A 24,950-nucleotide genomic window follows, 5' to 3' on the forward strand; every position below is an offset into this window, starting at 1 on the left:
TATATCTTTTAATATTGTTCTTGGTCCCTTGTAGCTTGATGGCGCAAGGAGCAAAGACTGATACTCGTAAAGGGAATAAACTGTTTAAGAAGAATTCCTTTACGCAGTCAGAGATACGTTATCGCAAAGCTTTACAAAAAGACAGCTTATCCTCAGCTGCCAAGTTTGGCTTGGCTGATGCTCTATATAAACAGAATAAGCAGGATGAGGCTATCAATTACTACTCTTCATTGGCAGAAAATCCTACACTCTCCCCTGAGAAGAAGGCGGATGTGATGCACAATATGGGCAACATCTATATGCACAAGAAGGACTATGCCAAGAGTGTTGAAGCCTATAAACAGTCATTGAAACTCAATCCTGATGACAACGATACGAGATACAACTATGTTTTGGCTCGTAATCTGCTGAAACAACAGCAGCAGCAACAACAACAAAATAACCAGAACAAGGACAATAATAAGGATAACAAAGACAAGAATAAAGATCAAAACAAGGATCAGCAACAGAACAATAAAGATCAGGACAAGAAAGACGACAAGCAAGACAAGGAGAAAAAAGATAATAATCAATCTCAAGGTAACCCTGAGCAACAAGAGATGAGTAAGCAACAAGCGGAGCAGATACTCAATGCTTACAAGCAGGACGAGGATAATACTCGGGAGAAAATAGAAAAAGCTAAGAAAGAAAAAGCTCAGCAAGCCAATACTAGAATAAAAAAGAAGTGGTAGAAAAAGCATGGTAAAGAGAAGTCATCACATATTATACGGTTTGTTCGTGTTGCATTTGATTGCCTGCACAGCATTGAATGCACAAGTTTCGTTCAAAGTACAGGCTCCCCCGAGTGTAGCCATGGGCGAAAGGTTTCAGATTGTTTTTGTTGCCGAGGGTGGTAGAGGTACAGATTTCAATGCACCCTCTTTCTCCGGTTTTGATGTCTTATTCGGACCGGCAATAGCCACAAGTTCCTCAATCCAGATTGTAAACGGTCGCACCTCTTCCAGCACAAGCAATAGCTATACCTATACGCTCATGCCGCAGAAAGAAGGTGTGTTCAATATCGGTGAAGCATCCATCCGTATCAAGGGTGATAAGTACACCACTTCACCATTCAAGATCAAAGTACTTCCCTCCGGTGCAGGTAGCTCGGCTTCGTCGTCAGGCGGAGGTAATGTCAATGGTGCAGCCAATACTCCTTCGCTCAATAGCAATAATCTCTTTTACCGAGCTATTGTAAGTAAGACCAAGGTATATGAGCAGGAAGCCATAGCAGTTACTTTCAAGCTCTTTGTCAATGCCAATATAGGCATACGCCAACTCGAAGACCTCAAAATGCCAGAGTACGATGGTTTCATCTCACAGACCGTAGATGATAAAGATAAATCACAACTCAATCTTGAGACATACAATGGGCGCAACTACAGAACGGCTGTAATACAGCAGGTGATTCTATTCCCTCAAAAATCAGGAAGACTTGTTATCCCTGCCGGTATGATAGAGTTAGGCCTTGCACTACCGCCCGATGATGATGATATAGATCCGTTCTTTGCCAGCCCCATACTCGTCAAAAGAAAACTGTATACTTCTCCTGTTGCTATTGATGTACAGGCTTTGCCCACGGCAGGCAAGCCGTCCAGTTTCAATGGTGCAGTAGGCTCTTACGGCTTGAAAGCCGAGATCACCAGCGGAGAGCCAAAAACCAATGAGTCGCTTATCTTAAGGCTTACTATTACAGGTAAAGGAAATATTAAATTAGTATCCAATCCTAAAGTAAGTTTCCCGTCAGAATTTGAAGTGTTTGATCCCAAAGTCGAAAATCAGCTCAATGTTGGTGGCGGAAGTGTTACGGGTACTAAGACTATAGAGTACTATGCCGTACCTCGACAAACCGGAAAATTCACCATACCACCGATTGAATTTTCTTATTTTGATCCTACCGACGCCAGATATAAAACGATCAAAAGCAATCCTTTCGAACTTAATGTGGCTAAGGGCAAAAGCTCTACAAGTGTGATTAGCTCTTCATCCAACAAGGAAGATGTAAAACTTCTCAATCAAGACATCCGCTATCTTAAGAAAAATCAGGGAAAGAGTACACTTGACGGATTAGAGTTTTCCCGTAGCAATGGCTATGTGGCTGTCTATTTGCTATTGCTGCTGATCAGTCTCATTGTCCTTTTTGTATTGAGAAAACAGATTGCCCTCAATGCCGATATTGTGGATCTCCGACACCGCAAGGCCAATAAGGTTGCAGTGAAGCGCCTCAAACAGTCTGATGTTTATAAAAGAGCAGGCAAGGAAGATGAGTTTTACAATGAAATACTCCAAGCTTTATGGGGTTATTTGGGTGATAAATTCAAGTTGCCACTATCACTCCTCAACAGGGATAATATCCGCCAGGCTTTGATGGAAAAAGGTATTGACCAAGAAACGTCAGGCGAACTTCTAGGCATTATAGATCAAGCGGAGTTTGCACGCTATGCACCTTCCGGAGACAAAGGAGCTATGGATGACCTTTACAGCCATACAGCTGAGATTATTGGTAAAATAGAAAATTTCAAAACAAAGTAAATCTGTGCAATGTCAAATATTCATAAATATCTCATAAGTTTTATTGTTCTGCTGTGCAGCTATAGTATTGCTTCGGCTCAAGATTCACTTGTTATCAAACCCAAATCGGCAGACACTACCTCTCTGGAAAAGACAGGTGATAAAGCACTCAAAGAAGTCAATCTTCAAGGCGATCCTGTCGATCTCTACAATAAGAAGGACTATGACTCTGCTGCTGCCATTTATGAGCATCTCATCCAGACCAAAGGGGGGTATTCATCCTATTACTACAATCTTGGCAATTGTTTCTATCGGTTAGGTAAAATGGGTCCTGCAATACTCAACTATGAGAGAGCGCTTCTGCTTGATCCTATGGACAATGATATCAAGGACAACTTGCGCATGGCTCAACTCAAAACCATAGACAAGATTACTCCGGGCGATACTTTCTTCGGCAATCTGTGGAATACTCTTAGCTTTTCTATCACGCTATTTACCCTGAATATATTAGGTGTTGTTTTCTTTGCTGTTTTTCTGGGAGGAGTTGTATATTATTTTCTGGCTCGTACTTCTGGTAAAAAGAAACTTGGTTTTTATATCGCTGTTATCAGCCTCATTCTTTGCATCCTATTCAATATGATGGGTACGCACCAAAGATCACAATATACCGATGCTTACAATGAAGCCATTATCATGGAGGGTAGGGTGAGTGTACGCAGCACGCCTGACACCAATGGTACTGTAGTATTCAATATACACGAAGGTACCAAAGTAAAGATCACGGGCGAGGAGATCAATAATTGGTATCCTATTAAAATAGAAGACGGTAAGCAGGGCTGGTTGGAAAAATCCTATATGGAAATTATCAATAATAACGAACCTCAATAATATTTAACCAATGCCTTTAAGTTTTTTGGACCGATTTGTTCAGCATGAAAAAGAACTCTTTGAGTTTCTCAACAGCCACCACACCCCATATTGGGATGCTTTTATGTATCTTATCTCCAATAAGTGGGCTTGGGTGGGCATCATCATTGCATTTCTTTATTTTATTTTTTATAAAAGAGCAACGAAGGAAGCTGTATTTCTTCTCATCGGTATGGCTCTTTGCATCCTTATTTGTGACCAGCTGAGCTCTCATTTGGCCAAGCCGTTTTTTGCCCGCTTACGACCTACACATTTTCCCGGTGTAAGCGATAGTGTAAGCGTTGTATATGGATATAGAGGCGGTAAGTACGGTTTCTTTTCCGGACATGCCTCCAATTTCTTTGCATATGCTTTGTATACCTCACTTATTTATAAGAACAGACTTTATACCATTATTATCTTTACTATTACCGCTATTATAGCCTATAGTCGTATTTATTTGGGCGTACATTTTGTCTCGGATATTGTAGTAGGGATGATCGTTGGTTTGGCTGTAGGATATCTTGTATATCGTATTTATTTATGGATGCGTTATATGTGGATCACACCGTATGAGAAAAATACGGGAAAAGTATTCTCTCATGGTATTAAGTTGTGGAACTATTCCCTCATCCTATTTATGGTGTTTTTACTTACCGTGTCAGCTCAGATAGCTCAGATAACGGGTACTTTCATCGAACAGCCCAAACTGGAATACATCAAGAAGTAAACTATCTGCTTCTCTGATGCAGGCAGTACAGATCCTGCCATTGCAGTCCCCATGTAGGACTTATTCTTAGGAGTGTGATGACCAAAAGCAAATAAACACAAAGGAGTTTATATCCTTTGTGTTTATTTGTTATATGGAGTTGGCTCTCGCTTTTGACTTTTTGAGACCGTTGCATAGCAGGCCAATTGCTTCGTTGCTTGCGAGATTCGCGCTTGGTCATTTACCTGAAGTAAACTCCCTGTGCACTCACTCTTAGCGCCTTGCACTTTACCTACTCTGCCCGATCAAAGTGTCTTTTGTCGGCTTTGCCTCCAAAATCCACGAGATTGTTGACTTTTGCAACAGTCTCTTTTTATGATGTGATATATCCATTCCCTTTTTTGTATCTGTCTGCTTGTCAATAAGTCATTATTATTGCTTTTCTCCTGTCGATTTGATAATCAGGCTGATTGCTGTTTCTTATAATTGTATTTTGTAAGTTATTCATAATGTATTAACTAAATTATTGAAGGATAATATTTTTTTTCATAAACGTTATCACAATACTTTTTAGAAGTGCAATTATGAATATCTACACAGGGTAGTATCTCTTACGCAGATATAATAATAAGATTGTATGAAGGTGAAAATGCTTCAGTTGAGACATCGCCTTGTTTTAACTAAAGTATTGTTGTGTCTTAACTAAAATGTTTTTATGTTTTAGTTAAAATACAGAAACATTTTAACTAAAGTACAGAGGTGTTTTAACTGAAATACAAGCCCGTTTCAACTGTGATATAATTGAAGGAGAGTATAGAATTGTGATATGAGAAATGCAGGACACTCTTTTCTAGGCAACGAGGGGGGATAGGATATGCAAGGAGTAAATTATAGGTCAATCAGACTAATAGTTTAACGAAGTATAAGGTATGCAAAGCTTTTGCGCAATTAAAGATGTGTGATGGCAGAGCTGTCAGTTGAAGTCGTTTACACCCAGCCTGGAATTTTACTCTTATACAATTATTTATCATAGTATTATTAGTCCGCATATATTTGTTTTTGGAGGTCATTTGTCTTTAATTGGTTTATAAAGATAATACATGACTCCCCCCTTTGTCAAGCCCCCTTTGAGGCAAGCTTGATGTGACTATATGAATGCTATATTGGATTTATAGGTATCATAATGTTATTTTGACTTTGTGTGGGACGTGGCTTTCTCATATAAATGCGTTGAAAAGTGTTTGCTAACGGTAGAAAGATGCAAAATGATATATTACCTCATGCCCAGAGTATTCGCATAGCATTTAATTCCCGAACATGAGTTACAGGTTAGGACGGAAGTATTGTGTGTAAAGCTAGAAGTGAGCATACGGTGGTAGAACTCAGCATTACGGATAAATATGAATCTTCAAAATAGCGGGGTTATATACTTATGATACGATACTCTCTACCGATATACAGTAAAGGGCGATAGCATCATCATGCTATCGCCCTTACTTCTATATGTAAAATATGGTTTTGCTATTTTATATCTTTGAGCAGTTGTTTTACAGCTGCTTCTATTTGATTATCTTCTCCCTTGATAATTTTCTTGGGATCTAGCTTCACTTTCACGTCCGGTTCCAACTGGAAGTTCTCCAAATACGTGCCATCGGCTTTCTCATAACCTACAGCCGGTATACCGAAGTATAGTGTGGGATCTTGCAGTGTTACCCAGTTTACACTGGTCATGGTGCCGGGAACAGGCATACCTACAAGTTTACCTATTTTCATGTGCTTGTATACCCATGGGGTGCCGTGTGCATTGGAATAGTCTGCCTCACAAATCATCATTACAGATGGCTTAGTCCATCGGCGGCTGGGCATGTCACAATATTTTTTACCGCGTATTACTTGGGTGAGATATTTACTGCCGGAGAAGAACGTTTCGATGTCTTCGTGCAGACGACCTCCGCCATTGTAGCGGATATCTATGACGATGCCTTCCTTTTCATAGTACTTACCCAAAGCATCGGAGTAAACCTTACGGAAACTCTCGTCGCCCATAGATGGAATATGTACATAGCCCAGTTTGCCGTTTGACAGTTTTTCTACTTCTGCGGCACGTTGCTTGATCCATCTGTCGTAGAGGAGTGAACTCAGCGTACCTGATGAGATAGGTTTGATCACCTCATCCCACCGCTCTTTTCTCTCAGGAGAGTAGAAAGAGACAAGCACATTCTTTTTTACTTTGCCATTGAGAAATGGGAAGTAATCGGTATTCTCTGTGATCTCGTTACCGTCAATCTTTTCTATGATGTCTCCCGGTTTTACTTTGGAGCGATAATTATCAAAAGGTCCGCCTACAATGATTTCCTGTACTTTGAGCCCTTTTTTGCCCGGTTTGATGTCGAGAAAGAGTCCCAACTCAGCCGTTTGGTCAGCAAAGCTTGTAGATCTGTAGCCTGATCCTGTGTGCGATACATTCAGTTCACCCAGGAGTTCACTGAGCATCTCCGAGAAGTCGTAGTTGTTATTGATATACGGCAGAAATTTCTCATAATGCTTTGTCAGTTTGTCCCAGTTTACTCCATGCATATCTTTGCGGTAGAATCTCTTGGCTTCCTCTTCTTTGACCACTTTGTACATATAAGCTCGCTCTTTGTCTTTGTCGAGCTTCATCTCCGCACTGAAGGATACGGGTGTGATTTTGCCAGAAGGTACTTCCATCTTCTGTATGGAACTGCCTCCGATCATAAATAGATTCTTGCCTTCTTTGTCAGGGGTAAATCCCACCCATGAGCCGTTGAGCTTTTTGAGAAGTTGGGTAGAGCGTTTTCTGAGATCATGCTCCCACAGGTCATATCCACCCTCAAAGGCAGCCATGTAGTAAAGGTTCTTGCCGTCTTGTGTGATGTAAGCATCGCCCAGCTGTGAAGAGTTTGGAGTAAGTCGTACAATGCGTGTATCGATATTGTCAAATTCCACTACAATATCTTTTTTCGCTTTCTGATCTTTTTTATCTTTGGCGTCTTCCTTCTTTTTGTCTTCTTTTTTCTTTTCTTCCTCTTCTTTATTCTTGGCTGCTTTTTCGGCTTCGGTAAGCAGTTCGTATTCTTCAGTATTGAGCATGTACTTGTTGTAAGCTTCACGGTTGAGGAATACAATCATTACGTCACTCATAGAGCCCCACGAAGCATGGTTGCGCATGCCGTACTGCTCAGAGCTGTAGATAATAGCATTACCACCCATGACCCATCGAGGATTCTGATCGAAGTAACCACTATTGGTGAGGTTGTGTATCTTACCGTTGGGCTGTTGCGAACTTACGATACCAACGTCTGAGTATGGTGCATGGTTGTTGGAAACATATTCCAATACAAACCATTTGCCGTCAGGCGACCAGCTGTAGTTCATGCTTCCTGTTGTTTCGTGCTGATACTTACCATCTGTAATTTGTCTGATGCTTTTATTGGCAATGTTATAAACCATGAGTTTGGATCTGTCCATCACAAAGGCTATCTCTTTACCATCCGGGGAGAACTCGGGGTTTTGTTTTTCGGAATCGTTGTTTTTGATCAATTTCTCTTCTTTGATCAGGGTAGCGTTGGGGAAATTGAGGTCTTCCTTGCGTTCTATACGTGCAATGTATAGGTCAGACTTGCCGTCACGGTTACTGGTATATACAAGAGATCTGTTGTCGGCACCGAAAGAAACTCCACTCTCTGCTTCGGGCGTAAAGGTGATTTGCTTGGTCGTAGAGTAATCAGCAGAGGTTACAAAAACTTCACCACGGATTACCATAGCTATTTGCTTGCCATCGGGCGAAACGGCAGCGGATGTAACGCCTCTACTGAAAGTCATAGGTGTGATATTGTCTTGGTCATTGTCATTGAGTATTGTGACGTTTACTCTGCGAGGTTTTTGACCTTCTTGCATGGTGTATATCTCTCCGTCGAACCCAAAACAGAGTTTATCATCATTGGCAATACTGAGGAATCTTACGGGATGTTCTTTGAAGTTGGTGAGCTGCTTGGCTTCGGCATCTTTGGCTACGGATGTTTTATAAACATTGAATGACCCCGATCTTTCACTCAGGAAATAAATGTTTCTTTCATCTGAAGCAAAAACAGGATCGGTGTCTTCACCCTGCCATGTAACTATGGGGCTATGAGTGTCTGTTTTGATGTCGTAAAGGTAGATATCTCGTGTTACGGATGAGGTGTGATGTTTGCGCCACACATTTTCAAATCCTTTGAGATCCTGATAGACAAATTTGTCTCCTTTTTTGTTCAAACAGATATTGAGTGCCGGCGTGGGTAATATCATCTCCGGCCTACCGCCGTCAAGAGATACTTGGTAAAGCTCCGTGAAACCCGTTCTCGGAAACATGGCACTGGTAACAAGGTCTTGTATGTGTGCGGAGAAAATTACTTTTTTGCCATCGCGTGTGAAAGTGTATGGCGTTTCGCCACCGGAGTGGGTAGTTATTCTCTTGGCAGCACCTCCTGTAGCAGACATGACATAGATATCTTTGCTACCGAAGTTGCGATCGCTTTGGAATGCAATGGTTCTGCCGTCTGGAGACCATACAGGCTTGGAATCATAAGCCGGGTTAGTTGTCAGTCTTACAGCTTGTCCTCCATTGGACGATACTTTATAAATATCACCCTGATAGGAGAAGGCAATTTCTTTGCCGTCAGGCGATATTGCAGGATATCTCATCCACAGAGGGTTGTTCTGAGCGCCTACTGTTATGAAGAATGATGCTGTCGCAATGACTGAAATGATGAACTTTTTGATTTTCATTTCGATGTTTTATTATTGAAGATTATTTGTGTGCTTTGGATTTAGGGTAATTAATAATATTCATAATTGTATTTCAAAAGACTAAAATGCGATTATTGTGTTTAATCTCTAAGCCCGGCATACATCATGAAACAATATACCGTAAAAAACAAAAATATGGAAATTAACCGTTATCGGCAAGGCGCCTATTTTAATTTACGGTAGTTTGTATTGCAAATTATGATTTTGATGCATTGTTTAGCTCTAAATACCAACCTCAAGAGCTTATTTAATGGAAAGAGAAACCAGGCTCCCTCTGTGCATTATCATTTTTTTTTGTTTTTATCCTCACTTTTGGTCAGAGAGCTTAGTGCCAGTCCTGCCAATACGAGTATACCTCCGTAGATATAGTAAATATGGAGCGTTTCGCTCAGAAGCAGTACTCCTGCAAATAATCCTATCACGGGACTGAGATTGTTGAATACTCCCACGATAGATGCCGGCAATACCTTGAGGCTGTAATTGGTAAGAAACGAGGTAACCAATGTGGAAAGAATGCCCAAATATATCAAAATATAGATGTATTGAGGGAAATGGAAACGCACGAAGTAATCCCTGAAATTATGCTCCAGACCATAAATGCCTACGTTGATCACATTGATAAGCAACGTGGAATATAAGAGAATATAAAAGGTCACAGTGATAGGAGGAATGTCCGAGATAATATGTTTGAGTACGATAAAATAAGCAACAATGGTAACCAGCGAAATCAGAATAAATATGTATCCCCAATAATTCATGGAAACACTGTGCACGGATTGTACGGTGATGTAAATTACTCCTAAAACCGAGAGCACAGAGCCAAGCTTCTGGACAAAGATGGTACGCTCCTTGAGTATAATACTCGATGCCATGAGTGTCACTACAGGTAAAAGTGCATAAATAATAGCTGCTTCCGAAGCGGGGACAATACGTATGCCTAATATCTGGAAAGCAAAGAATCCTGCCGGATATAAAAGAGATAGTCCGAATAAAGATATTTTTTGGTGGTAGTTTACCGCCCTTATCTTTACCATGCGTGTGCGCTGTAGTATGTATATTGCCGCAAAAGCAAGCAATAAACGATCGGCAAGTAAATCTATGGGGCTACTGTATCTGAGTCCTATTTTGACAAAGATATAAGACAGCCCTATAATGGATGTACCCAATAAGGCGGCAAGCAGTCCTTTGATTTTGTTGTTGGTTGGCATCATTGGACAAAAATAACCACAGTTACTCAAAATACCAATTTACCGTATTATCTTTCTCCCGCTGTTTGCCTATGCCCTCTGATATGATTAGTCCTAAATAACCTGTACAGGTCATTTAGGACTAATATTGACGATTACATTCCGGGGTAATCGATAAATGATGATGTGAGTGGAGTATAGCGGACTCGAACCGCTCACCTCAACACTGCCAGTGTTGCGCTCTAGCCAGATGAGCTAATACCCCGTGTTTCTTTTTCGAGGGCAAATGTAAGTATAATTCTGAAACTAATACCTACTTTTGTTGATAAATATGAATAAAGTTCAAGAAAAAATGATTGTATACAACACCACATTTGCAGTTGATCCGGCTATCTGTTCGGAGTTTGTCTCTTATATTAAATCAGAGTTTATCCCTGCAGTGTTGAAAACCAATCTATTGAGTAATCCCCGCTTGCATCGTGTCCTCAAAGATAATGCCGCAGAGGAGGGGGTAAGCTATGCTTTACATTTCGAAGCAAAAAATATGGCTGTACTGGACAAATATTTCGAAGAGTACGGTGTGGATTTGAATGAAGCTTTGGCAGACCGTTTTGCCAATCGAATGGCAGGCTTTATAACCATGATGGAGATTGAAGAAATCTGATAGAAGTTATGATGTCTAATCCAAACGAACGCATTATCATGGGTATAGATCCCGGCACATTGATTATGGGCTACGGCCTAATCAGAGTGAGGGGGCAGAAGGCTGAACTCATGGCAATGGGGGTAATCAGATTGAGCAAATTTGAAAATCATTACCTGCGACTCAAAAGAATATTTGATCGAGTAAGCGGTCTTATTGAAGAATTCAAACCCGATGAACTTGCTATCGAAGCTCCTTTCTTTGGAAAGAATGTACAGAGTATGCTCAAGTTGGGGCGTGCTCAAGGGGTAGCTATGGCTTCGGCACTGAGTTATGATATTCCTATTACGGAGTATGTACCTATGCGTATCAAGCAAGCCATCACCGGCAATGGTGGAGCATCCAAAGAGCAAGTCGCCGGTATGGTGCAGCGCTTTCTCAAAATTCCTGAAAAAGATATGCCTGCGGATCTAGATGCAACTGATGGTGTAGCGGCGGCTTTGTGCCATTTTTTTACAACATCTATCCCTATGACGGGGAGTAATAAAGGTGCAACCAAAAACTGGGGCGACTTTGTAAAGCAGAATCCCGGTAGAGTCAAGGGCTTGAAATAAGATTGTTTCTGAGGAGACTTTAGCTTTACCGATATCCAAGATTGGCGAAGTGTATGTATGCCTGGTATTGCAAGCCAATAACCAAACGTGAGCAGTGATACAAAGTAACAAACTTACTCTTGCTTTAAAACCCACGGGCAATCTCCTTCTTATTTCTGTTCCGACATAGCTTTGGGGGCTCAATAGGCAAGTTTTTTCTTGTGAAAAGGAGTTCTACTGATAATTCGCCTTCAAATTTGAATCTGCTCTTATAGAAAAATCTTATATTTGTGATCTTAGGTAATGAGTCATTACATTATTAGATTTCAAATGGATATTCTTAAGCTTCAGAACGAAAAATTGAGAACTTACATTGATTCTCATAAGCTACGAAATACTTTGGAACGGTATGAAGTATTGGCTTCTGCCTATATGCTTGATAAGAAAGGCCCCTTTACGGCATCCGATCTTTATCACAATCATAACAAAAAGCATAGCCGTATTACCAAAGGCTCTATCTATAATGTACTGGATTTGCTGGAAGAAGCGGATATAGTGGTAAAGATACCGGCTGAATCTTCTTTTTGTGTGCTTTACATCATGGCATACCATACCGAAGATCAGTTTATTGCCATATGCAACAAATGCGGCAAAGTCTCCTTTTATCCCAGAGAAAAGAGCCAGACTTTTACTCATAAGACGTTATTGGGGCGGTTCAAGGTGTGTAGACCGGTGCTTTACACCTTTGGGCGTTGTGCCACGTGCTCTAGGAAACAAAAGAAAACGAATTTAAAATAAACATAAACAAAGACAATGGAAAAAGTAGATGTGCTTTTAGGTCTCCAATGGGGCGACGAAGGAAAAGGTAAAATAGTGGACGTGCTTACGCCCCAATATGACTTAGTCGCCAGATTTCAGGGAGGTCCTAACGCAGGCCATACCTTGGAGTTCAACGGGGAGAAATATATCCTTCGTTCGATTCCTTCCGGTATTTTCCAAGGTAATAAGATCAATGTTATAGGTAACGGGGTAGTACTTGACCCTGTATTGTTTCAGGAAGAAGCCGAAGCTTTGGCCAAAAGTGGCCATGACCTCACAAAAAGATTGGTGATCTCAAGAAAAGCTCATTTGATATTGCCTACACACCGATTGTTGGATGCTGCTAACGAAGCGGCCAAAGGCGGAGCCAAAATAGGTACTACCGGTAAAGGTATCGGTCCCACATATACAGACAAGATAAGCCGTTATGGTTTGCGTGCCGGTGATATCGAACATGATTTCGAAAGCAAGTATAATGCTGCAAAGGAGAGACATCTGCGCATGCTTGCTTCTTTGAATTATACGCAAGATATAGCAGAGCTCGAAGCTCGCTGGATGCAAGCAATAGAATTTCTCAAGACATTTACCTTTGTTGATAGTGAGTTCTTGGTGAATAAATCACTCAAAGAGGGGAAGAAAGTTCTTGCAGAAGGTGCACAAGGATCGTTGCTCGATATTGACTTCGGCTCTTATCCTTTTGTTACTTCCAGTAATACCGTCTGTGCAGGATGTTGTACCGGTCTGGGTGTGGCTCCTCGTAATATTGGTGATGTTTACGGTATTTTCAAAGCTTATTGTACCCGTGTGGGGGCAGGCCCTTTCCCTACCGAACTTCTTGACGAAACAGGAGAGAAACTATGCGACCTAGGACATGAATTTGGCTCTGTGACAGGACGCAGAAGACGTTGTGGTTGGATAGACCTTGTGGCTTTGCGTTATACTGTAATGCTCAATGGCGTGAGCAAACTGATCATGATGAAGAGCGATGTCATGGATACTTTCCCCGTAATCAAGGCTTGCGTGGCATATGAAATCGATGGTAAGGAAGTGAAAGATTTCCCTTACGAATTGAACGAAAATGTGAAACCTGTATACAAGGAATTCAAAGGTTGGAACAAAACGATGCAAGATGTGAAGACTGAAAATGAGTTCCCCGTAGAATTTAAAGAATATATCAAGTTTTTGGAGTCTGAATTGGGCGTGGAGATAGCTATTGTTTCTGTAGGTCCTGATAGGGAACAGACTATAATGTGTCACCACTAACGAAAATCGAAGACACTTCGTTGTTCTTTCCCAATGACTTATTCAGAGACTATTGAGTATTTATACAGTGCTACCCCGGTGTTTCAGCACCAGGGTGGTTCTGCCTATAAGCCCGGCTTGGATACGGTGAAAACCCTTGATGAAGCTAATGGGCATCCGCACAAATCTTTTCGGAGTATTCATGTGGCAGGTACCAACGGCAAAGGATCTACTTGCCACACCATCGCTGCCGTGTTGCAAGCTGCCGGTTATAAGGTAGGCTTATTCACATCTCCTCATCTCATTGATTTTAGAGAGAGGATCAGAGTCAATGGTGAGATGATACCACAGGACTATGTGGTGAGCTTTGTAGACCGGAGTATGCCGTGGGTCGAAAAACTAAAACCTTCGTTTTTCGAACTGACAACCATGATGGCTTTTTGCTATTTCAGAGATGCCGGTGTGGATTATGCGATTATCGAAGTAGGTATGGGAGGCAGATTGGATAGTACCAATATTATTACTCCCATTCTCAGTATTATTACTAATATATCCCTTGATCATACGCAGTTTTTAGGCTCTACCGAAGAAGCTATTGCCCACGAAAAAGCAGGTATTATCAAGAGTGGTGTGCCGTCGGTAATAGGTGAAGCTTGCGGAGTGGTAAAAGAAGTTTTCGCTTCCAAAGCAAAAGATGTGGGGTCACCCGTATCATTTGCAGAGAATGAGTCCGTCATCCTTTCCTATGAAAGACTTCCCGATGGATTTTTTCTTTACGATACTGCTGATTATGGTGATGTTCTGGGTGAGCTGGCTGGCGAAGTTCAGTGCCTCAATGCTCGTACCATTTTGACGGCTTTGAGAGTCCTGTGTAAGCAAAATAATCATATCTTTGATGCTCGTGCCGTACGCCAAGGCTTTGCTCATGTAAATGAAATGACAGGACTCATGGGACGTTGGCAGAAGTTGCACGACACACCACTTGTAATCTGTGATACGGGGCATAACGTGGGGGGATTTGAAAAGATTGCGATACAACTGCAACAGTTACAATCTGCTCGCAAAGGCTCTACTTTACACATGGTTATAGGATTCGTGAGTGACAAAGATATTGACGGCCTGCTCAATCTGATACCTCAAAGTGCTGTTTGTTATTTCACACAGCCTGATATAAAAAGGGCTTTAGACGCAGAGGCCCTGAAACAAAAAGCCACACCCAAGAAATTACATGGGCAAAGCTATTCCACTGTCGTGGATGCCTATCAGTGCGCCATGGCAGAAGCTAAGGACAATGATATCATTTTCATTGGTGGAAGTAATTTTATAGTTTCAGAAATTATTAATCATTTATTTAATAGCGATCAAAAATGACAGAACAATTTAAACAAACCATGAGGGACAAGCCTGCTGTGAGATGGACGGCTCTTGTGCTTTTGGCATCTACCATGTTCTTTGCATACATGTTTGTGGATGTGTTGTCCCCGTTGCAAAGTCTTTTGCAACAAGAAAGAGGCTGGGAGCCTACTGCCTACGGTAACTTTGCTGGTTCCGAAATGTTTCTTAACGTCTTTTTCTTCTTCCTTATCTTTGCAGGAGTAATTCTCGATAAGATAGGTGCTCGCAAAACGGCGGTACTTTCAGGAGTTGTCATGGTAATAGGTGCTTTTATGAAGTACTATGCCGTATCCAACTCATTTATCGGTAGCGGAGCGGAGGCTTGGTTTACCAATAACCTCAATCTGCCTGATAGCTGGTGGAATGTAACTCCTTTTTTCAAAGGTATGCCTCCTTCTGCCAAGATGGCTGCCGTGGGCTTTATGGTTTTCGGTTGTGGTGTTGAGATGGCAGGTATCACCGTATCCAGAGCTATTGTAAAGTGGTTTTCAGGATATGAAATGGCTTTGGCGATGGGTTTGGAGATGGCTATTGCTCGTGTCGGGGTTGCTATTGTTGTTGTTATTAGTCCTTTGTTGGCAAATTCAGGAGCTATGGCCGATGTTTCCCGTCCCGTACTTTTCTGCGCTTGCCTTATTCTTATAGGTCTTCTCTCATTCATTATGTTCTTCTTTTTGGACAAGAAATTGGACGATCAGGTAGGAGCTACACTTGAGGAAAAGGACGATCCTTTCAAATTCCGTGATTTGGGTAAACTCTTTATGAGCCGTACGTTCCTTATCGTGGCATTTTTGTGTGTATTGTACTATTCGGCTATCTTCCCATTCCAAAAATATGCCATCAACATGTTGCAGTGTAACCTGCAAATCAGTGCAGAAGGTGCAGCCAAGATCTTCTTCTGGTTCCCTATCGGAGCAGCAGCCATTACGCCTTTTCTTGGTGGATATTTGGATAAAAAGGGTAAAGGAGCTACTATGCTTATCTTTGGAGCTATCCTGATGATTGGTTGCCACCTGATCTTCGCTTTCTTACCTAAATTCGGTGTTGGTTTGGGCAAACCCATTGCTTTGTTTGCCATTGTACTGTTGGGTATATCATTCTCATTGGTTCCCGCTTCTTTGTGGCCCTCCGTACCCAAGTTGGTGGAAAACAAATTGCTTGGTTCTGCTTACGCCGTTATCTTCTGGATTCAAAATATCGGGCTTTATTCTTTACCTATGATTATTGGTAGCGTACTGCGTAAGTCCAACCCGGGCGTTACGGATCCTCTGCAATACAATTACACCAACCCCATGCTTCTTTTTGCCTTGTTGGGCGTTGCTGCTTTGCTTTTGGGCTTGTGGCTCAAGGTCGAAGACAAGAAAAAAGGTTACGGATTGGAATTACCTAATGTCAAAAAGTAATTGATTCTTTATTGGTTTACAACCAAAAACAATTACCATCTATTTTTCGAGATCGTTCTGCGAAGGGCGATCTCGTTTTTATTGATTGTGCTGTATGCAGGTAAATAATTATATTTGTGTAGAGCAATGATCACATAGAGACGCGATGACTTCAAGTTCCGTGACGTTTTAGCTCCGGTATGCTGTGATATTATCACAGCATATCTTCTTTTAGGCTTTCTGCTATCATTATGCTTTTACCCGTTTTTTACATTTTTATTTACTTTATTGCTGATGTATCAAGCCAACGTTATTGCGATCTTGCTAATTCTCAAATAAGGTTCAAAATGTAGACAAAGGCATAAGGGATTCGTTCAAAAAAAGCCCCGATTCGCAGAGAGGAATCGGGGCTTTTGCTCATTACATAGCTATAAGCTGTGATTGGCTATAAAGAGATTATTACATATTTACTTCTTTGTAAAGATCATCCCAAATATCTCCCACTTTGACATATTCTATTGTAACTAATGTGGTTATATAATCTTTCTTAGTGAAGTCAAATAGTCTGAGTTTTGCCTTTACATCTATTGCGTTCTTAGATTTTTGCTGTACAGAGATTATCTCTCCATATTGCTTATCGCTGTTATTGTCTTTTTTTTCTATTGTGATATCAATGCCATTGGATGCCAGCTTATATTCGTAATTATTGAATCCATACTTAAACTCTCCAATGTAGGGGGTTCCAGATTTTATACCTGCCTCAGGGATAGGTATATTGAAATCGATCAAATTCTTAGCGTTATATCTCCCTTTATCATCATTAAAAGGTTTCACACGCATAAAAAAGCGAGGGTCATTGATATCGTAAACTAACATTCGGCTATCTTGACGACCATTGGGGAAAAAATAGCGATAGCCTGAAACCAAATCATTATTCTCTCCGAAGTTATTTACATTTATCGGTGTTTCAGCGTTTATTCTAAATATCCTGTAAAAACCTCTTATAGGTGATAATTTGATATCATCGTCATGCTTGCTGCATGAGGTAGAAAGGAGTGTAAGGGCAAGCAGTAGGCCGCTTGTGAGTAATTTCTGAATTTTAGTCATTGGTCAACTGTATTATTTATTTAAATTTTTAGGTAGTATCGCAGCTGTTACTACACCATTATTATAAAGCATAACATTGTAATTATTTCCAGAGTGGTTAGTGTCTTTTCCTAAAATAACATTGTCTGTATAGTTTATATCCAATGTGCCTAAAACTTTAGATGTAATAGTATAATTTATCTTAATAGATGAGGTCTTTGATGTTTCATCTTTATGAGTGAATGTGTGTTTTGTATTTGAGTCTTTATCTTCGTGTGAAAATGAAGTTTCTTGTGAGTGCGTATATTTAAAGGTCTCTGTATTCTCAATTGATCTTGTCGGATTATATTCTGTAGCAATGATTCTTATAGTTGTAGCATCAGAATAAATATCCCACTTTTTTAATAACAAAGAACTTCCTACAACATACTTAGCAGGATATACCCATTTTGAAACTAGCCTTTTTGAATCAGGATAGTACGTGTATTTAGATCTTCTAATTAGAGTTCTATTTGTTCTATGAACGTACATGCTTGAAAAGCCAAAAAGATCTTTTGCTCGTACAGGACAGTGCAATGACTGGTGATCAACTTTATCACCACCACTAGTCTTATGAACTGTGAAAACATCAAAAACAAATTCATATGCTCCATCTGTCCAAACCCTGTCAAGAACCTCTTCATTCGTCAAAGCATAAGTCTTTCTTGACGTTTCTTGTAATTTGGGATTTTTGTCATCCTGAGCGTTCAAACCATCATATGCAATTGGTTTGATCGTAAATTTTAACAGTTCTTCACGTATATTGTGATTTAGACGCCCATTGTTGGTATTATCTTTACTCATACTATAGTAAATATAGTCACGATGACAAGATTTGTCTAAATTTTCATTATAAGCTTTGATAAGAGATTCATCTAAATATGAAGTAGATATCGAATTATTAATTTCTTCATTTTGAAAATATATATCATAATGATCCCCTCTCATCTTAGATTCCTCTTTAAACTCATTTGCATCATACGCTTTATCTGCAAAGTCATACTGGCAATCCACACCATTAGCTCCAACTCTCATGGCAGAAACGCTTTTCATTCGTTCGTTTTCTTTTACTACAAGGATTGCCGTAGCAGGAACTTCTCCTTTCTTAATTACATCTACAGTGTTTCCATCTATGTACAATGGCTTGTCTTCTCCATCTGCTTGGTATGACACTACAAGATCTTTATCATTTACATCCCAGGTATCAGCAGAGAAGTTGCTGTACAAAGTCAAATCAGGAATTAAAATGTTTAGTTTTGGTAGAGCTTTTTCGATGTCTAATAGTTCAGATTCTTTGCTACAATAAGACAGTAATACCTGACGAAATGTTTTGCCGTTACTCGCAATCTTGTTTTTTACATACGGATAAAACACGTCATAGTCACGGTCAAATTGCTTAATAGCTTCGTTTTTGAGGAAGGTTCTCAATTCGCTGTCTTCGTATACAGCTTTGGAAAGTAATTTTGCAAAATTTTGCTTGGCTGTAATTAGATTAAGTTCCGAATTGATAGTCTCAGTCTGGTTAAAGTTTGAGAGGCTACTCACATTCGTCTTCGAACAAGACATCAATACCACTGATAGTAGGGTAATTGATAAAAATAAGTTTTTCACGTATTTATTAAAATATTTAAAAATCGCAGTAAAAGTAGTGTAAATATTTCAACATCAAAATGATTGTCTTAAAAATAGTCATCGGTTTAACTTTTTTTGATATCATTATTGAGTGTTACAGTACTTTTTTGTCTTAAACATGGGTTTTTACGTTAAGTTTTAGTCAATATACTTAGTCCCCTCTATAAACTATTTTGCCTGTGCTATCACAAATAGAACGTAATGCCTGAATGCCTCTAATATTTCATGGGGCTTTGGGGCTGTTGTTTGATAAGATTTTGAAAATTGATAATATGAAATAGAAAGCTTTATTGAGGGCTAAAAATAATCAAACTGTCAAAAAAAATACGAGCTGTCATGTATATTCGTTATGTTCAATTTGACGTATTTATTGGTTATTATATATGTTTTTGAAATTAAAAATGGAATATATCTTTCTTTTTGATTTCGGTTGTTTGATTCTTAATGATTAATAGTATGCTCAAATTTAGTTCGGTTATTTTTGTAACTTGATGGTATTATTTTCTTAGTTACGTTTCATTATTTTTCTAACTAAGAAACCTGAAAAGTTTAGTTAGGAAAATATCATGACGTAGTTAGAAAAATAATGAAGCGTAGTTAAGAAAAACGCACATTACAGCATAGCGATAAAAAAGCCGTAAAGAGGATGTATTATCCTCTATACGGCTCTTGTTTATGATCTTAATGAATTTTTGCTACATACTTACACTTTGATATTTTGTTAACGTGAGTTCGATATAAGGGAAAATAGGAATAATAGAGTTTAAAAAGTGTTGTAAATCAGTGTAATTTCTTATGTATTTCATTGCAAAAGTGGTGAATTATTTGTATCTTAGTAGCTGATAATCAATAAGATATAAACAAACAAAACACCACTTTATGAAAACAAATATAGTTGAAATTTTCTGTCTTACCGATGATTTTTCCAAACTTTTCGATACCTTGATTCAGCAAAGAACCCTTTGCGAAGGAAACAAAAAGCGAAGAAATCGCAAGTTTAGGATGTCCGATGCTGAAATCATGACTATTCTGATTCTTTTCCATCATTCGAGGTATCGCGATTTTAAGTCCTTTTATCTTCAATATATTACGCAACAATGTCATTCGGATTTTCCTTCGTTGGTCTCTTACAATCGTTTTGTGGAATTACAAAGCAAGGTGGCATTCAAACTAATTTCATTTCTCAATATGTGTTGTCTGGGCGAATGCACCGGTATCTCATTCATTGATTCCACACCTTTACGCACCTGCCATATCAAGCGGGCACACGGGCATAAGACCATGAAAGGATGGGCCCAAAAGGGCAAATGCAGTATGGGATGGTTCTATGGTTTCAAACTGCATATTGTGATTAACGACCGGGGTGAAATCATTCAATATCAAATCACACCGGGGAATACGGATGACCGTGCTCCACTTAAAGGCGGAACCTTCACGAAGAAACTATTCGGCAAACTTGTTGGCGACAGAGGATACATCTCACAAAGTCTTTTCGATAAGCTCTTCATTGACGACATACACATGATTACGAAGATAAAGAAAAACATGAAAAACACACTGATGAGCCTGTATGATAGGATATTACTCAGAAAAAGAGCACTTGTGGAAACCGTTAATGACCTACTCAAAAACGTTTGTCAAATAGAGCATACACGACATAGAAGCGTCAATAATTTCGCCATTAATTTGATTGCCGGCATAATTGCCTACAATCTGCTACCCAAAAAGCCGGAATTAAACCTAGAAATCATACACAATCCATCAACCCACTTAGTACACCACGCTTAGACCGAACTCACGTTTTGTTAGGGTTGCATATAATTTGACAAAATAACACCAATCCTACCGTCAATAATAGATTTGATACTTTGGTATTTAGGCATGATTAGTAAGGGGCAAATGTGTTGACTTGTGGCAAGCTTAGGTGTATGGAGTATATAAGTGAGATATTCGCTTCAAGTTCCATTTCCTTTTGTAGTAAATAAAGTATAGATAAATATAAGTAATTGGTCTTACCATGATCTCAGAGGTATGACCTACATGACAAAGATACAATATTGCACAGCCCTTTGTCAAGGGGGAAAGCGTATTTTTTTGTTTAGGAGACAATTTTTTTATGACATCATATCCCATATACTACCTGACCTCTCGGCAGAATATAATAAGAAGTGCTTTTCCCTAAAAATGCTATGGAATAGCCGTTTGTTTAGGTATTGGTATGTCTGTTAAAAAAAAATAATTGTTGCCACGTTACGCAGTAAAACCTCTTCACATGCGTTTGTATTATACAAGTCGGATGAAATAAGCCGACTATGAGGCAAGTCTTAAAAACAATATACATCAGCAAAAGTAATCCGCTTACTCCGGGAGGAATGAGCGGATTCGTTTTTATACTTAGCCAGGCGTCTCCTTATTCTACAGATTCCATTGGTGGGTGGACGCAGGGCGCATAAGTTTATAGAGATATTATATCCCCGGCCAAACATAGGGGCTAAGGAGAGGATTGGCTGCTTCCACCTTGTTTTCTATCTCATCGGGAAGATTAGGAAAAAGGTCCAACCCTATGGTTTTCTCAAGTTCGTCTATGGACATGGCCATAGAGCCAAGTCGTGGTACTTTGGCGGGCTTGGTATGATCAGCTTTGAAGGCTATCCCTTTGTACTCATTGCCTTTTTTTACTATCAATGCCATCCAGTAATAGCGAGGTATAGGCATCTTGCCTTTGAGCTTTGTAGTAAGAATGGCATCGTCCGTGATGGTACCGCCTTTTGCCACATAAATAGTGTCACGGAAGTTATTGTCCCGTCCCCAGCTTTGCACTCTTTCTTCCAACTGCTGCCATACCCCTGCATTGAAATCATGATATTGAGGGCTCATATTGCTGTAGTAGAATGTCTGTTCATTGGCTTCCTTACTGTAGACCCTATCTTCCGAGGCAACAAGATGGCCTCTGTCGAATCCTGACCTGTAAAACCATGTTTCGGTGCTGTATGTAGCAGGTATTTTAGGATCCCATGCCCATAGGTCAGTACGCTTTACGGCTTTGCGGCTGTTCTTGCTGTTGAAAGTAAAGCAGACAAACCGAGAGTGATGTTTGGCTATGTCATATTCAAGTGAATAGGTAACATCTCCGTCTGATCGATGAGTAATGAAGTAATTATTGCTACCACCTGCGAGACGGGGCACTTCGGTGAGTGACGGATCGCCATCTATAAATTCATTTTCGGGAACCACCACAGGTGGGTTGGGATCAAAGTTGTTATTATCGTCGAATTTGGGGTCATTCAGATTTTGTATAGCTTCGTTCAAGGGGAGTTTTTGGGCTACTGCCTTACCATCACTTGTGAGTGTGATGACTAAGTAATATAGCTTGCCGGGCATGACTATGGGGTGCTCCCAAGCATATAAGTAGTCTTTGCCTTGGTACTTTATATTCACAGGAATTTGTGATGTGTATTCGGCAGGTAGTACCCCTGCATGGTATTGGCCTTTGTTGGATACCAAAGATACCTCTTGAGGAGTATTTGCTCCCGTTACGAGACCTGTAAATACATTGAATCTAGCCAGTGAATAGAGTCCACTCACGCTGATTTGTGCGTTTCCGATCGGTTTATTATTCGAATCTCTCAGTTCTATGACCAATCGTGAAGTAATATGTATGAATTTTAGATTAAGATCTGACAATGCACTTTTTTTGCTGCATCCTTTGAGATTGGTGCTCCTCACTATTCGGTAATTAGGATCTGCTTTGGTGTTCATGCTGATATCTCCATCAACTGATATGTCGGCAGAGTAGGGGGCATACGCTATGAAATCAACATGAGCTCCATCGTGAGGCATTTTCAGGATATCTTGACTCTCATATCCTTTGAACTGTGGCTCTACGCCTCCTTTTGTCGAAAGATACTGACTATTGTCGGCCGTGCGAGTATGGATGCTGCTGAGTCCCAGTTTGGAAGCCCGCATGTATATGCCTATCTGCTCGTGTTCGTACCAGGTAGATGATACGAATTTGAGAGATGGATTTTCTGCTATTGATCCTACAAAAACAATATTGTTGTCGCCTATTGTATTAGGTGTTATAGGTTCATTTTGATTTGATGTTGAACACGAGCCAATAAGCATGGTGGCTGTGGCGGAGATGTAAGTAAAAATGTTTTTTAATAGAGTCATTATATCAGCGTTTGTGTATTCTTTTCAATCGTACAAAAGTAACTTTAGCTTTTCAATATAAAAAGGAGATTTGTCTCTAAAATCAGCATGAAAGTAAAAAAGGCTGTGACATCTAATTTGATATCACAGCCTATTATTGTATCGGGAAATGGATTATTCTACGGTAATCTCGTCAAGCAGCAGATCGTATGCACTGTCTTTGCTCCCTATTTTAACTGTGAATAAGCTATTTTCGGGAATATTATCAAGATCTTTAACAGATGATATATCAAGGGTTATTTTTACCCATTTGTCTTTGGTATCGATAGTGCCGTCGTATTTGAACCCCATGTTGTCAGCCAATGTGGGTGAAACAGCTTTGTCTGCTGAAACGTCACCTAAATTATATACATATAGTTTTTTGTCTTTTGTGTACAAAGCGAAAGACAAACTTTTCTGTCCTGTTCCTTTGATGTAAAGGTTGATTTTAGTTTTGCCTGCTAAGCTTACGGGTTTATCACCCACCTTTACGGTAAAAACGTAGTCATTACTTTTTCCGTTTTTATCAGTCTTGATTTGCATTGCTTTCCCTGATTTGCCATTATCCTTTTGAGTAGCATATTCTTTTAATCCATATTTATTGAGGGTTCCAAGAAAAGCATTCCAATCTTCAAAGTCAGATCCTGCGAAAAGAAGTGTTTTAGGGCCGGGAGTAGGGTCGGGATTAGGATTGGGTTGCCCCCCTCCGGCATCAAAGCGCTTTTCTTTCATTACCATATCAGCTTTTAGGCTTGGGCGTATGCTACGTATAATTTTGCCGTCTTTGTTGTATGTAGTAATTACTCCCATTACATAACCACTGCCTTCAGGAACTTGATCCGCATAGAATTTACAACTTTTGTTGATTTCAAGATTTATTTTCTTTCCATCTTTTGTTTCTAAGGTATGATTCCCAAATTTCCCTTTTTCGGCAAAAGGAACGTTTATTTTTTCAAACTGAACACCCGTAATCTTAACGTAAGCCAAATCATATTTGCCGGCATTGACATCTTCAATAGAGACTTCTTTGGGTGTAACGGGTTGGTTATGCTCTATACTTACAAAACCACCCTGAGGAACTTCCATCTGTATGGTGCCACCATAATTCGTGATGTTCTTACCCTTTGTCTGTACTTTGATTTTATCACCAAAGGTCAATTTGTCGGTCGAGCCTTTTGCTGTAGTCATCACCATACTGTGACCATCTGCATCCATCACATGGAGGTATCCCGGGAACAGGAATTGCCCTTCGTCCGTGTTATTTACCACCACTGCCTCTAAGAGCATATCTTGATCAAAAGGAGTAGGTGTTTTTTCAGCCAGCTTTTTACCAAATTCCAATACAGCGGGTATGGCTTTGGTATCCGGTTGGGGTAGCTCTTTGCCTCCTTGTTTGATGGACAATGTCAGAGTTTGACTTATGTTCTTAATTTTCAAGATAGATTTTCTTTCCAATGAAGAGTTGGGAAGAGCTTTTATTACGATTGCATGAGTGCCGGCAACACCTTTATCGGGAGTAAGCGTGTACCAAGTATCACCTGCTTCGGCATGCCAGTTGCGGTTTGTTTTGATATTGAGAGTAAACTCACCACCCTCAGTAGGGAAAGAGATGGTGTTGTCTGTGATTTCCGTTGTGGTTACCAGCTCGGGCATCTCATACTTGTCATCATTGTCTTTACATGAGGTCATAGCAGAGGATAATCCGATAAGGGACAGTAATCCATAAAGAGCGAAAGCCGAACGTTTGTTTTTTTTGCCAGTATTCAT

General features: G+C 40.0%; 19 protein-coding genes and 1 tRNA gene. 12 read left to right on the plus strand and 8 right to left on the minus strand.

Features of this window, described 5'->3' with window-relative positions; all coding sequences use genetic code 11:
• The first annotated feature begins 38 nt into the window (after positions 1–38).
• From VYJ22_RS04810 to VYJ22_RS04825, 4 genes are read left to right on the plus strand one after another with little or no spacing between them, the layout of a single operon-like run.
• Positions 39–731: a tetratricopeptide repeat protein gene (locus VYJ22_RS04810; RefSeq protein ID WP_329905379.1), complete on the plus strand. Its 693-nt coding sequence runs from the start codon at positions 39–41 to the stop codon at positions 729–731.
• Between the two features lie 7 nt (positions 732–738).
• Positions 739–2,571 (plus strand): BatD family protein, encoded by a 1,833-nt coding sequence (locus VYJ22_RS04815; protein WP_329905380.1) that lies wholly within the window; start codon positions 739–741, stop codon positions 2,569–2,571.
• Between the two features lie 9 nt (positions 2,572–2,580).
• Positions 2,581–3,438, plus strand: coding sequence for an SH3 domain-containing protein (locus tag VYJ22_RS04820; protein WP_329905381.1), 858 nt, complete (start codon positions 2,581–2,583; stop codon positions 3,436–3,438).
• A 10-nt stretch (positions 3,439–3,448) separates the two neighbouring features.
• Positions 3,449–4,186 carry a phosphatase PAP2 family protein gene (locus VYJ22_RS04825; RefSeq protein ID WP_329905382.1) on the plus strand — a complete coding sequence of 246 codons (738 nt, stop codon included), beginning with the start codon at positions 3,449–3,451 and terminating at the stop codon, positions 4,184–4,186.
• Between the two features lies 1 nt (position 4,187).
• Here the strand turns inward: VYJ22_RS04825 and VYJ22_RS04830 are convergent, their stop codons facing one another.
• The 4 genes from VYJ22_RS04830 to VYJ22_RS04845 all read right to left on the minus strand — a co-directional run bounded on the left by VYJ22_RS04830 (position 4,188) and on the right by VYJ22_RS04845 (position 10,426).
• Complete coding sequence (locus tag VYJ22_RS04830; protein WP_329905383.1) at positions 4,188–4,406, minus strand: hypothetical protein; 219 nt, start codon at positions 4,404–4,406, stop codon at positions 4,188–4,190.
• Between the two features lie 1,280 nt (positions 4,407–5,686).
• Positions 5,687–8,953: a S41 family peptidase gene (locus VYJ22_RS04835; RefSeq protein ID WP_407989381.1), complete on the minus strand. Its 3,267-nt coding sequence runs from the start codon at positions 8,951–8,953 to the stop codon at positions 5,687–5,689.
• A 305-nt stretch (positions 8,954–9,258) separates the two neighbouring features.
• Positions 9,259–10,185: a DMT family transporter gene (locus tag VYJ22_RS04840; RefSeq protein ID WP_329905384.1), complete on the minus strand. Its 927-nt coding sequence runs from the start codon at positions 10,183–10,185 to the stop codon at positions 9,259–9,261.
• Between the two features lie 167 nt (positions 10,186–10,352).
• A tRNA-Ala gene (locus VYJ22_RS04845) sits at positions 10,353–10,426 on the minus strand.
• Positions 10,427–10,492: 66 nt separating this feature from the next.
• On the opposite strand from VYJ22_RS04845, the gene VYJ22_RS04850 reads away from it, so the two are divergent.
• The 6 genes from VYJ22_RS04850 to VYJ22_RS04875 all read left to right on the plus strand — a co-directional run bounded on the left by VYJ22_RS04850 (position 10,493) and on the right by VYJ22_RS04875 (position 16,256).
• Positions 10,493–10,825, plus strand: coding sequence for a DUF4286 family protein (locus VYJ22_RS04850; protein ID WP_329905386.1), 333 nt, complete (start codon positions 10,493–10,495; stop codon positions 10,823–10,825).
• 11 nt (positions 10,826–10,836) lie between these two features.
• Positions 10,837–11,418 carry a crossover junction endodeoxyribonuclease RuvC gene (ruvC, locus tag VYJ22_RS04855; protein WP_329905574.1) on the plus strand — a complete coding sequence of 194 codons (582 nt, stop codon included), beginning with the start codon at positions 10,837–10,839 and terminating at the stop codon, positions 11,416–11,418.
• Between the two features lie 309 nt (positions 11,419–11,727).
• Positions 11,728–12,195, plus strand: a complete 468-nt coding sequence (locus VYJ22_RS04860; protein WP_329905388.1) for a Fur family transcriptional regulator — start codon at positions 11,728–11,730, stop codon at positions 12,193–12,195.
• A 15-nt stretch (positions 12,196–12,210) separates the two neighbouring features.
• Positions 12,211–13,479, plus strand: coding sequence for an adenylosuccinate synthase (locus VYJ22_RS04865; protein WP_329905389.1), 1,269 nt, complete (start codon positions 12,211–12,213; stop codon positions 13,477–13,479).
• A gap of 33 nt (positions 13,480–13,512) precedes the next feature.
• Positions 13,513–14,829, plus strand: a complete 1,317-nt coding sequence (locus VYJ22_RS04870) for a bifunctional folylpolyglutamate synthase/dihydrofolate synthase (RefSeq protein ID WP_329905391.1) — start codon at positions 13,513–13,515, stop codon at positions 14,827–14,829.
• Complete coding sequence (locus tag VYJ22_RS04875; protein WP_329905392.1) at positions 14,826–16,256, plus strand: MFS transporter; 1,431 nt, start codon at positions 14,826–14,828, stop codon at positions 16,254–16,256. The genes VYJ22_RS04870 and VYJ22_RS04875 overlap by 4 nt, the downstream gene beginning before the upstream one ends.
• Before the next feature lie 438 nt (positions 16,257–16,694).
• Here VYJ22_RS04875 and VYJ22_RS04880 read toward each other — a convergent pair whose 3' ends face one another.
• Positions 16,695–17,342: a hypothetical protein gene (locus tag VYJ22_RS04880; protein ID WP_329905394.1), complete on the minus strand. Its 648-nt coding sequence runs from the start codon at positions 17,340–17,342 to the stop codon at positions 16,695–16,697.
• A 12-nt stretch (positions 17,343–17,354) separates the two neighbouring features.
• Positions 17,355–18,971 carry a hypothetical protein gene (locus VYJ22_RS04885; protein ID WP_329905395.1) on the minus strand — a complete coding sequence of 539 codons (1,617 nt, stop codon included), beginning with the start codon at positions 18,969–18,971 and terminating at the stop codon, positions 17,355–17,357.
• Positions 18,972–19,871: 900 nt separating this feature from the next.
• Here VYJ22_RS04885 and VYJ22_RS04890 point away from each other — a divergent pair.
• Together VYJ22_RS04890 and VYJ22_RS04895 are read left to right on the plus strand one after the other, a co-directional pair.
• Positions 19,872–20,780, plus strand: coding sequence for an IS982 family transposase (locus tag VYJ22_RS04890; RefSeq protein ID WP_329905397.1), 909 nt, complete (start codon positions 19,872–19,874; stop codon positions 20,778–20,780).
• A 524-nt stretch (positions 20,781–21,304) separates the two neighbouring features.
• Complete coding sequence (locus tag VYJ22_RS04895) at positions 21,305–21,445, plus strand: hypothetical protein (protein WP_329905398.1); 141 nt, start codon at positions 21,305–21,307, stop codon at positions 21,443–21,445.
• Positions 21,446–21,458: 13 nt separating this feature from the next.
• Here VYJ22_RS04895 and VYJ22_RS04900 read toward each other — a convergent pair whose 3' ends face one another.
• A complete protein-coding gene (locus VYJ22_RS04900; protein WP_329905399.1) occupies positions 21,459–23,165 on the minus strand; it encodes a DNA/RNA non-specific endonuclease in 1,707 nt (568 codons plus the stop codon).
• 153 nt (positions 23,166–23,318) lie between these two features.
• Entirely contained in the window at positions 23,319–24,950 is a 1,632-nt protein-coding gene (locus VYJ22_RS04905; RefSeq protein ID WP_329905401.1) for a DUF5689 domain-containing protein, read from the minus strand.

Source organism: Porphyromonas pogonae, assembly GCF_036320655.1.
Classification (GTDB): domain Bacteria; phylum Bacteroidota; class Bacteroidia; order Bacteroidales; family Porphyromonadaceae; genus Porphyromonas; species Porphyromonas pogonae.